General features: G+C 65.3%; 13 protein-coding genes and 3 pseudogenes. 4 read left to right on the forward strand and 12 right to left on the reverse strand.

The window, feature by feature from the left end:
- The first annotated feature begins 79 nt into the window (after positions 1-79).
- Entirely contained in the window at positions 80-475 is a 396-nt protein-coding gene (sodN, locus tag QA861_RS14220; RefSeq protein ID WP_005480378.1) for a superoxide dismutase, Ni, read from the forward strand.
- A gap of 7 nt (positions 476-482) precedes the next feature.
- On the opposite strand, the pseudogene QA861_RS14225 reads toward sodN, so the two are convergent.
- Positions 483-1,477 (reverse strand): annotated as a pseudogene (locus QA861_RS14225) (site-specific integrase).
- A gap of 21 nt (positions 1,478-1,498) precedes the next feature.
- A pseudogene (locus QA861_RS14230) lies at positions 1,499-1,675 on the reverse strand (XRE family transcriptional regulator); the annotation flags it as partial.
- Between QA861_RS14230 and QA861_RS14235 the strand changes: the two are divergent.
- On the forward strand, positions 1,669-1,827 hold the full coding sequence (locus tag QA861_RS14235) for a hypothetical protein (RefSeq protein WP_334590683.1): 159 nt from the start codon (positions 1,669-1,671) through the stop codon (positions 1,825-1,827). The pseudogene QA861_RS14230 and the gene QA861_RS14235 overlap by 7 nt on opposite strands.
- Positions 1,824-2,226: pseudogene (locus tag QA861_RS14240) on the forward strand (ASCH domain-containing protein). Before QA861_RS14235 ends, QA861_RS14240 begins: the two are co-directional and overlap by 4 nt.
- 73 nt (positions 2,227-2,299) lie before the next feature.
- Here QA861_RS14240 and QA861_RS14245 read toward each other — a convergent pair.
- The 6 genes from QA861_RS14245 to QA861_RS14270 form a co-directional block, all read right to left on the reverse strand.
- Positions 2,300-6,163 carry a CHAT domain-containing protein gene (locus tag QA861_RS14245; protein ID WP_334588700.1) on the reverse strand — a complete coding sequence of 1,288 codons (3,864 nt, stop codon included), beginning with the start codon at positions 6,161-6,163 and terminating at the stop codon, positions 2,300-2,302.
- Between the two features lie 67 nt (positions 6,164-6,230).
- A complete protein-coding gene (locus tag QA861_RS14250; protein WP_334588701.1) occupies positions 6,231-7,049 on the reverse strand; it encodes a hypothetical protein in 819 nt (272 codons plus the stop codon).
- Between the two features lie 143 nt (positions 7,050-7,192).
- Positions 7,193-7,555, reverse strand: a complete 363-nt coding sequence (locus QA861_RS14255) for a hypothetical protein (protein WP_334588702.1) — start codon at positions 7,553-7,555, stop codon at positions 7,193-7,195.
- A 413-nt stretch (positions 7,556-7,968) separates the two neighbouring features.
- Entirely contained in the window at positions 7,969-8,793 is an 825-nt protein-coding gene (locus tag QA861_RS14260; protein WP_334590551.1) for a class I SAM-dependent methyltransferase, read from the reverse strand.
- A 35-nt stretch (positions 8,794-8,828) separates the two neighbouring features.
- Positions 8,829-9,713, reverse strand: coding sequence for a polyphosphate kinase 2 (gene ppk2, locus QA861_RS14265; protein ID WP_334588703.1), 885 nt, complete (start codon positions 9,711-9,713; stop codon positions 8,829-8,831).
- A 73-nt stretch (positions 9,714-9,786) separates the two neighbouring features.
- Complete coding sequence (locus QA861_RS14270) at positions 9,787-10,020, reverse strand: hypothetical protein (protein ID WP_334588704.1); 234 nt, start codon at positions 10,018-10,020, stop codon at positions 9,787-9,789.
- Positions 10,021-10,128: 108 nt separating this feature from the next.
- Between QA861_RS14270 and QA861_RS14275 the strand changes: the two genes are divergently transcribed.
- Positions 10,129-10,968, forward strand: coding sequence for a VOC family protein (locus QA861_RS14275; RefSeq protein ID WP_334588705.1), 840 nt, complete (start codon positions 10,129-10,131; stop codon positions 10,966-10,968).
- Here the strand turns inward: QA861_RS14275 and QA861_RS14280 are convergent.
- The 4 genes from QA861_RS14280 to QA861_RS14295 all read right to left on the reverse strand — a co-directional run bounded on the left by QA861_RS14280 (position 10,965) and on the right by QA861_RS14295 (position 12,560).
- On the reverse strand, positions 10,965-11,243 hold the full coding sequence (locus QA861_RS14280; protein WP_334588706.1) for a hypothetical protein: 279 nt from the start codon (positions 11,241-11,243) through the stop codon (positions 10,965-10,967). The genes QA861_RS14275 and QA861_RS14280 overlap by 4 nt on opposite strands.
- Positions 11,240-11,578 carry a DUF952 domain-containing protein gene (locus QA861_RS14285; protein ID WP_334588707.1) on the reverse strand — a complete coding sequence of 113 codons (339 nt, stop codon included), beginning with the start codon at positions 11,576-11,578 and terminating at the stop codon, positions 11,240-11,242. The genes QA861_RS14280 and QA861_RS14285 overlap by 4 nt, the downstream gene beginning before the upstream one ends.
- A 41-nt stretch (positions 11,579-11,619) precedes the next feature.
- Positions 11,620-11,829, reverse strand: a complete 210-nt coding sequence (locus QA861_RS14290) for a hypothetical protein (protein ID WP_334588708.1) — start codon at positions 11,827-11,829, stop codon at positions 11,620-11,622.
- 122 nt (positions 11,830-11,951) lie between these two features.
- Positions 11,952-12,560, reverse strand: coding sequence for a GNAT family N-acetyltransferase (locus QA861_RS14295; RefSeq protein ID WP_334588709.1), 609 nt, complete (start codon positions 12,558-12,560; stop codon positions 11,952-11,954).
- Positions 12,561-12,622 lie beyond the last annotated feature (62 nt).

Consider the following 12,622-nt stretch of genomic DNA (forward strand, 5'->3'; position numbering starts at 1 on the left):
CATGGGGGCACTCGCGAAAAGCCGTCTCCCAAGGAGTAATGTCCAACCTGAGAAGACGATCACGAGGAAGGAACGCTCCATGCTTTCCCGCCTGTTTGCCCCCAAGGTCAAGGTCAGCGCACACTGCGACCTGCCCTGCGGTGTGTACGACCCGGCCCAGGCCCGCATCGAGGCGGAGTCGGTGAAGGCCGTGCAGGACAAGATGGCCGCCAACGACGACCCTCACTTCCAGGCGCGCGCCACCGTCATCAAGGAGCAGCGCGCAGAGCTCGCCAAGCACCACGTGTCGGTCCTGTGGAGCGACTACTTCAAGCCCCCGCACTTCGAGAAGTACCCGGAGCTGCACCAGCTGGTCAACGACGCCCTGAAGGCCCTCTCGGCCGCCAAGGCATCCACGGACCCGGCGACGGGCCAGAAGGCGCTGGACTACATCGCCCAGATCGACAAGATCTTCTGGGAGACCAAGAAGGCTTGATCTATGGCTAGGCCGTCTGACCTGCGGTTTCGCGGGTCGCATCGCCTACCTGTCCGCACCCGGTCCGCAGGCCGCCGAGAACGGCGTCCATGACGGAGCGGGTGCGGTCTTTTTCGCCCGGCCACAAGTGCGCGTAGATCCGCAGCGTGATGACGGCGGACGCGTGGCCGAGAACGAGCTGGACCTGCTTGACGCTCGCTCCGCCGGCGATGAGGGCGGAGGCGTAGAAGTGGCGCAGGTCGTGGGTCACCACGTGCGGGTGTTCGACGGGTTTGCGGCCCTCACGCCCGGCCGCCTCGTTCTCCGCCGCCTGGAGCGCCTTGCGGGCGCAGTTCCATTCTGTCTTCCAGCGGCGGTAGTTGAGGGGCTCGCCCTCCTCCATCGTGAACAGCCACTCCTTCGAGGGCCGTGCCGCGAGGTGCGTGAGGAGCACGTCTGTAACGACCTCGCCGACCGGGACCGTACGCCGGGACTTGCCGGTCTTCGGCGGACCGATCAGGCCGGACTGGAGATGCTGACGCTCGACACGGATCGAACCGCTCTTGAAGTCGACGTCCGAGACATTCAGGCCGAGCAACTCGCCTATGCGCAAGCCTGATCCGGCCAGGACGACGATCGCCGTTCGGATGTATAGACGTGCGCTGCCGGGGCGCAGTTACTCGGAGAGCTTCTTGAAGAGGGCCTGGATGTGGCTGCGGCGCAGGGACGCCATGGCGTAGGAGCCGAGCGCGGGTATCAGGTGAACCCGCAGGGCGTTGTCGGTGATACGGGTGCCCGCCTCACCGGCGATCTGCTCGCCCTCCCACTTCGTCGCGTACTTGTCGAATGAGATCCTGGCGGCGCGCGGGTCGACGTACAGGCCGGTGACCACGCTGGCCGTGACCTCGTCAAGCCAGCGCTGGGCGTCGAGCTCGCGGTCGAAGTGGCGGGCGTGCTCCTTGCCGTCGAGGTCGCGGTAGCGGGCCGCCATTTGCCGTTGGGTTGCTTTTGAATGTTCGCCAAGTGGCTTCTCCCTTGGGTTGGCTATCGGTGGTAGCCGCCGCTCTCGATGTGCTCGGTGAGGGTGCGGGCGTCGCGCTCGTCGCCCATCAGGCGGAGGCACTGCTCGTGAATGGCTTGTGAGCTGTCGGGGTGGGTCTGAATGTGCTCAGCGATGCCGACGACAGCGTGGTGCAGGCGGTCTTCGGCCTCGCGTGTCTCGCAGTCCCGGCACCATCGCCGAGTACGAGCAACTGCTGGCCATGACCGATACGTTGCTGTCCGACCCCCGCCAATTCTTCCGCTCGTACTCGGCCGCCAAGATCGGCCGCATGATGACCGCACCAGCCCGCAGGAGCGTTCCCGCCCCATGACCGACACCACCGCCCGCGTCCACGAGCTCAACCTCTACCGCCAGTACTTCGACCTCGTCGCCGCGGGCACCAAGACAATCGAGGCGCGGGTCAAATACCCGCACTCGCCGACCTCGCCGCCGGTGACATCATCCGCTTCCGCATCAAGGGCACCGACGAAACCTGCGAGGTGTACGTCAAACAGGTCACCGAATACGCCGACTTCGAGTCTCTGCTCGACGGCGAGGGACCCTCCAATGTCAACCCACCGCCACTCGCGACCAGCAATTGACCAACATCCGCACCATCTACCAGCCCCAGAAAGAAGCCCTCGGTACCCTCGCCATCGAGATCACTCTCGCACAACGCCCTGAATTGCCAGCCCGGCCAACGGGTCACTATTATCGAGAACCAAATTAGGCCCGAACTCTAGGGCCCAGCATACGCAGGGCCCACGATCATCAGAGAACTCCCGATCGGTGACGCATCCTCCTCAGATACCGACATGCACGTATGCAGCCCAAATGTCGGGCCGGTCCGGGATAGAACGACGGAGGGTGTTGATCGCCTTGTTCAATGCTTCTGCCATATCTGCGAACGGAAGGCCACGAGCGCGAAATGCCTCTTTATAGAAACCGTACACCAGGACGGGGGTAAGCGTGTCGGATATGGGCCACAGGCTCCCAATTACATGAGGGTAGCCCGCGACATGGAAGGCTCCGGTGATGTGAACGAATTCGTCGGCGAGAGCCGCTGAGGTACTGCTCGTGCTGCAGGCCGACAGGAAGGCCAGCAGGCTCTTGTCGGTGCGCAGCGCCGCGATCTGAGTCATCGTCAGAGGGTGGGCCCGATGATCATGCAAGAGCAGCCGGCTGGACCCGGGGTTCCGAGGGTCAGTCTGTGAGTGGCAGGCAAAGTGCATCACATGCGATCCACTTATCGCTGCCAGCACCGACTCATTGACAGCCTTCTCTCCCGCCAGTGTCTGGACAGCTGCACCGAACATTCCGCGCAGCAGACGCGCTTCCACGCTAGAGCCGGGGAGTTCCACCGGATGCCCGGGAGTGAACGGCATGGCTACGACTCCGACGTGCAACGCCTCGATCGAGGGTCGAACTGGCAGATTCCGGGCGTGATGACTGAGCGAGTACAGGGTGGGAGAATACGAAGAAATGACCTGGTCCAGCACATTCTCTTGACCCTGTTCACCTCCACAAGAGCTGTAGTCACCGACAGCATGCAGAGGCAGCAACGACAGCGTCCCGGTAGGCACCCACCAGAGCCGGATCGGCGCTTCAGGCTCGGAGTGCCGATCCTCGTGGAGACGGCGGACGGTTCGCAGAACGGGCTCCGCCACATTGCGCCAACACCAAGTCATAACCTCTTTCAGTTCACTCAAAGCTCGGCCCTCCGCAGACCTGTCCGGACCCTGCAGAGACATCCGCGCACGCATGAACCGTTCCGCAGAGGCTTCCACGCGCTCTTTCGTCAGACCACCGAGCGGGACCCTGACGACCCTCCCAGCGTCGACCACGAAGGCGTCACACCCAACCTCGCTGACGTTCACCACCGCAGCCGTTCCGGGCAGAGAATCCATAATTTCGACCAGCGGTGGAAGCGTGCCGAACCCTGAAAAGCCCTCGATCCGTCGAATGCTGCTGATGACGTCCTCGAGATCTCGCTCCAAGCGGGCCCGGTGCTCTCTGTCACGAAGACCGTTGACGGCCAACCGAGCTTCCGCAAGGGAGGAAGAGGAATCCAACGCGGGATCTGTCTCCAGCCGATTCGACAACCACATCAGCCGCTCCACAAGTTTTGGATGCTCGCGACGGAGCTCGTCGAGCCGGCCACGCACCATGAGAGCCTGCGCCATGAGAATCCCTCGCCCCGACTCCAGCACCGCCAGGGCTTCCTCGTCGGTCCTGCCGGCAACTACCGCACAGGCTGCAGCCAGAGACGCCAGTCCGGCGAAATCCTGCAGCCAATGGTGGGCGTCCTGACGGACCGCCCACCGAGGCACAAGCCGAGGAAGCAGGGTCAGGGCGTAGCGCAATGCCTCAAAGGCTCCTTGGGGATCATGGGCCTCGATCCGTGCGACTCCCAGGAGGTGTGCACACTGGATTCGGCTGGAGAGCGATCCGCTCCCTTCATCCAGAATGCCCTTTAACAGAGCGCTGACCTTCGCCAGCGTCTCCGCGTTTGCCGACGGACCATCGAGCGCAAGCAGGGCTCGACAGTAGGCGACCGAGAACCGCACTCCCATCAAGGATCCTCGGTCCATGAAAGACAGTGCTTTTTCCAGGGACCGAACGCTTTCTTGGAGGTCGGTCAATTCACCGGTGAAACGGTGACGTTCAATTAGACTCGCAGCATAGTTCGCCCAATGTCGGGAGAAGAGTAGGCTTTCCTCACTGGTGTCGGACAGGGCAGCTTTGTGTAGCCGGATGGACATGTCGATGTCGGCCCGGTCTCGCGTGATCCGAAAAATGGATGAGTACGCGGATGCAAGGTTCGACTTCATACGGGCGAGGTCAGGCACGTCCTCACTGTCCACGAGATCAAGAGCGCGGTGACTCTCGTTTATCGCTCGTTCCAGGTCGCGCCGGTCCCCTGTACGTTCAAAGCGAGTAACGAGAGCGTTGGTGAGGTTCGACCTGGTAACCGCCTCCGAACTCTTTGCGGAGTGCTCCATTTCCGGAGGGAATTGACGAGCAATCTTCGCCGCCTCTACTAGATACTTTATGGCGTCGTCCAGATCCGAAAGCCGCTGGGTGCCCACACTCCTGTTCTGTAGAGCTTCTCCGAGGCAAGCAAATGCAATATGTTGCGAAAAAAGATCTTCCGCCGCCGCGTCCACGGCTCGTAATGCATGCTCCACAGCCTCGTCGGCGTCCCCTGGAGAACCCGTCTCCAGGTACCTGTCCTGGAGTGCGTGGCTAAGATTCGTAAGAATCCTGGACTCGAGCGCTCCGCCGTCCCGGACAAGAGAAGCCGCCGACCGAGATCGCTCGATCGAGGCGTCCAGATAATGCTCCTTTCCCAGCATCCGGTAAGCTTGCTTGAGCGACGCACTATACAAGGACAAATGTAACGCCGCCTCATCATGGTGCATTGCGGAAGCGGTGACAGAGGCTGCACCCGCAGCCAATGCCTCCTCGATATCGGAGGCTCGACCCGTTAGATAATGGCGCGTCCTGAGATCGTCACCGAGGTTTGCCCAGTACCTGGGAGCCTCTGGATCGTCCAGACGGCAGAGGGACAGCACCTCATAGCCGACAGCTATGGCACGTTCCAGGTCAGCCGTGTCGCCATGCGCTTGATAACTCACCCCGTACGTGAGCGCGAGTATGAATGTGCACTCGACCGCTTCCCGCCCGCCGTCGTCGCGCGCCAGTTCGCAGATGATCGTCCACAAGCGGATGCGCCAGGACAGGCGGCCACTCGTCACCGTACCTGCCAAACACTCTGTAAGGAATGCGGATAGGTTGCCGAAGAAATCACTGTCGACATGTGCGAGACCAGGGGCACCAAACCCGTACCTGCGCCCTGCCGTCAGAGACAACAGAATCAGGAACGCCTGCGCATGCAGGCTGGGTTCCGCATGATTAGAATTCCTGGGATCGAGCCATGAAATGGTCTCCTCTAGGTATCGGAAGTCCTCATCAGTGCACAGCGAGGACACCCAAGCTTTCAAGGAATTACTCAAAGCGCCCACATACTCTCCGCGAAGACTGACATCATCATGGATAGCAGCTGCCGCTTGCGCCGAGTAGCCGATCGCCTCGCGAATGTCGTCGCCCTGTCGGGTGATTTCAAATTTAAGCAAGAATGCCACGCCAAGATCGCGCACGAAGTTGCTCGCAGAACCGTCCTCTGGCGTCCGGGACAACAGAACGGAATGAAGGAGGCGTATGACTCGGTCGAGTTCTGCGTGATCGCCTTGCATGGCGTGCCCGAGATCCCTTTGAGCGACGACTTTCCACAGGTGCACGTCGAACGGGTTGGAGGTTCGGGCGATGAAGGGACCGCACAACGGAAGGAAGCCGGAAGGCACGCGCTCAGGCGCGAGCCGATAGAGTTCTGCACCCGATGCCAACAGACCTGGGAGTGCCTCTCGGTCACGCCCTGCCGGGAGCCAGGCGAAAAGAAAGTAATGGTAATTCGAAAGTACCAACCAGGCATCTGCCCGCTCTTGCACAGAAATCCCGTCGGCCTCGTCTGGACGAGCACAGAGCCGCGTCAGATGCTCGACAGCGGAGTATGTTTCCGGCGAGTCGAGTACCGCCATGCCATCCGTACTGGCCAAAGCTTGCGCGAGTCGGCGCTGTACGTACGAGAGACGATCGACAAACTCCATGCGAGGAGTCCCTTCCACGTGAGCGCGACAGATGGTCAGGGGCGACCCGAGAACGAGTCAAAGGCGGTCAGGTCTCGCGGCGCCTGTCCTGGAGGCACAGCCACACGCAGCACCCGCCGCTGAGCAGAAGTGCTGGCAGACAAACAGCAGCTAGTGCCATGCGGTACGTCACGGAACTCAGCGGCGGTAATACGACGAAGGCCAGGGGAACGACGGCGGTCGCGGCAGCCACGAGTACATGTGCGGCGGACAATCGACTTGGTGTCGACAAGCGTGCGTTCAGCTGTCCCACCCACGTGTGGGGGTGGAACGCGCCCCAGGACCAGAAGAGATGACACACCGCCACCGTCGACGAGAGAATCACGACGCTGGCGCCGACTGCCCGGAGGACGATGAATGCCTGCATGCCGACTGCCAGGAGCCACGCCGTGAGGTGAGCGTGCATCTGTCCACGCAGTCGCGGTGTGAGGACCTCCGCCCGCGCCAACCAGTAGATCTCTCCGACGAATCCGGTACCTGCCAGCACGATGACGATTCCCCTGGACGCACTGACCGGGCCTGGGGGTACACATGCCAGGAGGATGCCGAACAGCAGGAGGACGATACCCAGGTGGTAAGCCGCCCGCGCCCGTCCCGCCCAGAGGGCGGCCTGTCGATAGTGGGAGTATTGAAGATTCCGGAGCCACTTGCTCGGTTGATCTTTGCGGAACTCGCCCGGATACCACTGCTTGAGCTCATCCGGAGTGCATACGTAGCGCTGAGCCCAGGCCGTCGCTTGCACGGCGGCCATCTGGGCGAGGCCGGCGCCGATATAGCAGGCCAGAGCAGCTTCGGGCCATCGGCTGAAGGCGTCCTTGGCATTCGGTGCAGTCTGCAAGATGAGCACGGCCAGCGTAAAACTCGTCCCCGCCAGAAGCGGAGCTGCCACCCCGCCACCAACAGTTATGCTATTTAGATAGCCGGTCGGCACCGGCTGAGTCCACACGTCACGGCCGAGGCGGGGGGCGGGGCGGGGTGCCCTGGCGCCGCTCACGGCGCCTCGGCACGGACGCAGCCTTGTAGATGTTCGCCGTCGAGCCCGCCGCAAAGGCCGCACCAGCGGCCCTCACGGCCAAGGCCACGGGGGCCGCCAGTCGTCCACTCACAGCTTCCCTCTGCGATCCGCAGGATGCCGGATAATTCCGCAACAATCCGTTCAGCCGCGGCCTGCGAGAGAAACGCATCCTGCGTCACAAAGGAAACGTAGACCGCGGAGAGACCCACAGGAATGAGTGCGACCAATTGAGCGTGGTGGTGAGTCAGCGCAGCACGCACATCCAGTTGCGCTTGATCGTGATCTAGATCTGGCAAATCTCGATCAACACTAGCGAGCACAAGGCCATGATCTTGCATATTCCCCCACCCCCAGGGGCGATCCACCCCGGCTCTCCAGCAGAAGAGCCCAGACACGGAGATTGCCCGGTTCCGCCCGAAGGGAAACCCGACCACGACACTGTCGCGACACGCTCAATCGCAGCGTCGCCTCGATGACATCCAGCAGTTGCTCGTTGGTACTTTGATTCGCCAGGAAGTCCGCGGGCTGTCGGCGACGGGTGAATCGTGGTTTTGGATCACTTTCCGTGCCAGAGCCACGGAGGGCCACCGAACCCGCGATCATGAACGGCTGTGGCTGATGTACAAGAAGGCCTGAACAAGCCTTCGGTGAAGGGCCGGTCGAGGTCGACCGGCCCTTTTCGCTGTCCCCTTCACTGTCTTCGTTCGCTGTCCTCGTTCGCTGTCCTCCCCGCGCTGCCGTGCGAGCCCGCTCAGCGTCGGCACACGAGGATGCCCGCCCGGCAGCCGATCTCGAACGCCCCTTGGCGCGAGATCCGTTCGGTCGCGATGGCGCGGGCCCGCTCGATCGTCTCGTCGAAGGGCGCGTCGTACTGGTCCGCCCAGGCCCGGTACGACGCCAGGTACGCGACGACCGGCCCGGGGTCGCGGACCGTGACGGTGCTGAGGAGTTCGATCGTCCGCACCCGGCCGAACTGCTCCCCGAGGAAGGCCGGGGCCTTCTCCAGCGAGAAGCGGGTGCCGATCGAGAACCGGGACGGCTCCCGTCCGGCGCCGAGCACGTCGCTCGCGGCCCGGTGGAACAGGTCGTCGAGTTCGGCCTTGTCATCGGCACCATTGGTGGAGACGATCACCAGTCCGTCCGGAGCGATCACGCGCGACAGCTCCCGTACCGCCTGGGGGATGTCGGGCACGTGGTACAGCATGTGCAGCGCCAGGGCCGCGTCCACGCTCCCCCTGGCCAGCGGCAGCCGCGTGACGTCGGCCACGGCGACCGGGCCGGGGACGGTGGCGAGGATGCCGGGCGAGATGTCCAGGCCGAGCAGGGACAGCTCGGGCCGCTCCGCTCGCAGCCGCTGGAGATACGTACCGTTGCCGCAGCCCACGTCGACCACGCGCCCGCCGCCCCGTACCCCGTCCAACTGTCCGGCGACGATGCCCGGCAGGTCGTGACGGGGGGTCTGCCATCGGTAGATCGACTGACGGGCGGCCAGGTCCCGGTCGCTGCTGTACGCACTGTCGGCGAGGCGGGTGCGGTCGGTGGCGGCGGAGGTGGAGGAGGGGGTGCGGGCGGTCACGTCAGCGGCTCCCGGTGGGGTCAGGCGCGTGGCGCTCACACGCCGTCGTCATCCTCCCCCGCCTCCAGCAGGTTCGCCGCCGCACCCACGATGCGCGGGTCGGGCCTGCCCACGACCTCCTCGTCCTTGTCCGTGTAGTCGAAGCGGGCCAGGACGCTGCGCATCGCCTCCACCCGCGCCCGCTTCTTGTCGTTGCTCTTCACCACCGTCCATGGGGCCTGTTCGGTGTCCGTCGCGCGGAACATGGCGACCTTGGCCGCCGTGTAGTCGTCCCAGCGGTCCAGGGAGGCGAGGTCCATGGGGCTCAGCTTCCACTGCCGTACGGGGTCGACCTGGCGGATCGTGAAACGCGTGCGCTGCTCGCCCTGGGAGACCGAGAACCAGAACTTGATCAGGTCGACGCCGTCATCGGCGAGCATGCGCTCGAACAGCGGGGCCTGGCGGGTGAAGCGGCGGTACTCGTCGTCCGTACAGAAGCCCATGACGCGTTCGACGCCGGCCCGGTTGTACCAGGAGCGGTCGAAGAGGACTATCTCGCCGGCGGTCGGGAGGTGTTCGACGTACCGCTGGAAGTACCACTGGCCGCGTTCGCGTTCGGTGGGCTTCTCCAGTGCCACCACGCGGGCGCCGCGCGGGTTGAGATGCTCCGTGAAACGCTTGATCGTGCCGCCTTTTCCGGCCGCGTCCCGGCCCTCGAAGACGACGACCAGCCGGCGGCCGGTCCGCTTGATCCAGCTCTGCAGCTTCAGCAGTTCGATCTGCTGAAGCCTCTTGTGCAACTCGTACTCCCTACGGTCCATGCGCTCGGGGTACGGGTAGTTCTCCCGCCAGGTCTCGACCGGCGTACCGTCCGGCCGGACGAGGACGGGTTCGTCGAGGTCGCTGTAGTCGACCTTCAGTCCGGACATCAGTGGTGTCATACCCAAGGCCTCCTTGGCATCGGCATCAGCGGCCAATGGCGATCATTCGCGGTCGTACGGCGTTCAGTGGCGTTCAGTGGAACTGCGGCACGATCAGATAGATGCCGTACGCCACCACCGCCGCGCACGCCAGAAAGCACAGCCCGGCCTGGGTGAACCCGAGCGCGTGGGTACCTTCGTCATTCTCGCGCGCACCTTCGACCCGTGCGAGTCCGAGGACGCCGAGGGCGAAGACGACGACCACGGCGACGGTCCCCCCGAGGCTCACGGCGGCGACCTGGCCCTGTGCTGTCCAGTCCAGCTTCATGCGGCTCCATGGAAGCAAGCGCAGACAGATTCGCGGCGAACTGCGGGCAAAGCCTGTTCCTGGAAAAAACGCGGGTGCCGTGGACGACCGCCGCCCTACGATCACCCCATGAGCACAGGCACAGGCCCAGGTACGGGCCCAGGTAAAGGCCCAGGTACAGGCACCGGCATCGGTCCCGGGAGCGGCATCCGCTGGACCTCTGCCTTCGTCGACCGGCCCGCCGGACTCCTCGCCCCGGCCCACGCGTTCTGGACCGCCGTCACGGGCACCCGGGTCTCCGAGGCCCGGGGTGAGCAGGGCGAGTTCGTGACCCTGCTGCCGGACGCGGGCGACCCCTGCGTCAAGGTCCAGGGGGTGGCCTCCGCGGACGGCGGCGCCCATCTCGACTTCGCCGTCGAGGACGTCGACGCCTTCGTCGGATCGGCGTCGGGGCTCGGGGCGACGGTCGTCGGCTCGCACGCCGACTGGGCCGTGCTGAGCTCACCCGCCGGGCAGCTGTTCTGCGCCGTGCCCTGGCACGGGGAGACGGTACGGCCCGCCGTGGTGGACGGCAGCCGCCTCGACCAGGTGTCCATCGACATCCCGCCCGCCGCGTACGACACGGAAGTCGCCTTCTGGGAGCGCCTCACCGGCTGGGACTCGCTCGTGGGCTCCCTGCCGGAGTTCCACGTCCTCAGACCCCCGGCCGGCCTCCCGATCCGTGTCCTCCTCCAGCGCCTCGCCACCGAACGGGCCGCCGCCCGTGCGCACCTCGACCTGGCCTGCGCCGACATCGCGGCGACCCGCGCCCGTCATGAGCGCCTGGGCGCCAAGGTCGTCGCCCACCACCCCCACTGGACGGTCATGCGCGACCCGGCGGGCGGCACGTACTGCCTCACCGGCCGCGACCCCGAGACGGGCGGCCTGCCGTCGAAGCGGACGGCGACAGCGACAGACGATCCCGCCTAGGGACGAGGGGTCTCGCTCAGACACACCACTATCGCGTTGGGCGTCTCCACCGGTGTCGGGGAAGCCCCCGGTGTCGCCGAGCACAGGCGGGCCAGGTCCTTCAGGTCGTCCGCGTTCTGCCCCACCAGCGGTGCCGGCCCACTGTCGTCCGTCCTGTGCCAGGCGGGCGTCTCCGGCGGCTCCGCCGAGTCCTGCAGCCACACCGTGAGGGCGCCACCTACAGCCACGGTGACCACCCACACGAGCACGGCCCACCGCCACACCCGGCGGCTCACCCCCACACCTCGACGTCCACCACGGCGGTCACCGGGATCGGTCCGTACACGTGCGGGAATTCCTCGGCGCCCGGCTTCGGGGCCTCGTACTTCAGCGGTACGTCGAGTCGCGCGGGGTCCACGACCAGCACCACCAGGTCGTCGGGGCCGTCGTAGGAGCCGTACAGGAACGCTGCCACACGCGGGAGTTGGTCACGCGTCGAGCAGTGGATGAAGCCCTCCTCCCGGAGGGTGCGGCCACGCGTCGACATCTCGTACGTGCCACGCGCGCGGGCCGCTTCCCAGAGGGCGCGTTCGGTGATGTGGAGTATGTGTGGGAGCGGGGATTCGGACATGAGGCCAAAATAGCGCCGCGGACGCGAACGCTCACCCGCTCCTACGGCTCGGGCCGCGGCGGTATGCCGACGCCCCCGGAGCCGTCCTCGGCATCGGCATCGGCGGCCGGATCGACGTACGCCTCGCACGCGGTGTTCCGGCACGGCCCGGCGACCCACTTCGGCACCCACGCGCCCAGGGTCTTGTACCGCCGTACCACCGTGGTCACGGGCTGTCCGCAGACGGGACAGTCGTGCTCGTCTCTGCCCATGCCCTCAGCGTATTGCGGGACCGACCGGGGCGCTCCCCACCGGTTCAGCGCTTTCTGCGGTACGTCCGCACGAGCACTCCGTTCCTGAACGGGCGCAGGTCGTCGACGTAGGTGAGCCGGGATCAGGCCTGGGGCTCGCGCCACATGGGCCACATCCGGGGGCCGTCCGGGAGGTCGAGGGGGCGATCGAGGAGGGCGAAGCCGAGCCGCTCGTACAGCGTGAAGCTGCGGGCGCTGCTCGCCTCCAGATAGGCGGCCACTCCCTCGCGGTCGCAGCGGTCCAGGACGTGCTGGATGAGGGCCGCGCCCAACCCCTGGCCCTGGCTGTCCGGCGCGACGCCGATCATCCACAGGTATTCGTGGGCCCGGCCGACGGGGTGTATCGCGGCCGTGAGCTGCCCGATCAGTTCCACGCGCTCGTTGGCGGGATCGACGGCCTCCCGCAACTGGGCCGCGTCGCCGTTCTCCTCCGCCTCCCCTTCGTTCTCCGGGTGGGCGGCGGGGACGGACAGCCACAGGGCGCACCCCGTGCCGTCCTCGGCGAGGTCGACGCGGCCCTCGGCGAGCACGATGTCGAGGAAGGCGGCCATCAGTTTGGGATGCGTCACGCGGCGGTGTTGCTGGTCCGGGAATACCCAGCCGCTCACCGGGTCGTCCTGGAACGCCTCGTCCAGCAGTCGGACCACCAGCTCCCGGTCGTCCTCGCCCGCCGTACGTATCGCCACGCCCATGCCCGCCCCTTTTGTCTCAACCACCGCTGATCGTATGGCGGTTGAGCGTAACCGGTGTGCGG

Source organism: Streptomyces sp. B21-083 (assembly GCF_036898825.1).
GTDB lineage: Bacteria > Actinomycetota > Actinomycetes > Streptomycetales > Streptomycetaceae > Streptomyces.

Bases quoted from the DNA above. Each gene is read 5' to 3' on its own strand.
- sodN (WP_005480378.1), top strand. From the start codon at position 80: ATGCTTTCCCGCCTGTTTGCCCCCAAGGTCAAGGTCAGCGCACACTGC.
- QA861_RS14245 (WP_334588700.1), bottom strand. From the start codon at position 6,163: ATGGAGTTTGTCGATCGTCTCTCGTACGTACAGCGCCGACTCGCGCAA.
- QA861_RS14255 (WP_334588702.1), bottom strand. From the start codon at position 7,555: ATGCAAGATCATGGCCTTGTGCTCGCTAGTGTTGATCGAGATTTGCCA.
- ppk2 (WP_334588703.1), bottom strand. From the start codon at position 9,713: ATGACACCACTGATGTCCGGACTGAAGGTCGACTACAGCGACCTCGAC.
- QA861_RS14270 (WP_334588704.1), bottom strand. From the start codon at position 10,020: ATGAAGCTGGACTGGACAGCACAGGGCCAGGTCGCCGCCGTGAGCCTC.
- QA861_RS14275 (WP_334588705.1), top strand. From the start codon at position 10,129: ATGAGCACAGGCACAGGCCCAGGTACGGGCCCAGGTAAAGGCCCAGGT.
- QA861_RS14285 (WP_334588707.1), bottom strand. From the start codon at position 11,578: ATGTCCGAATCCCCGCTCCCACACATACTCCACATCACCGAACGCGCC.
- QA861_RS14290 (WP_334588708.1), bottom strand. From the start codon at position 11,829: ATGGGCAGAGACGAGCACGACTGTCCCGTCTGCGGACAGCCCGTGACC.
- QA861_RS14295 (WP_334588709.1), bottom strand. From the start codon at position 12,560: ATGGGCGTGGCGATACGTACGGCGGGCGAGGACGACCGGGAGCTGGTG.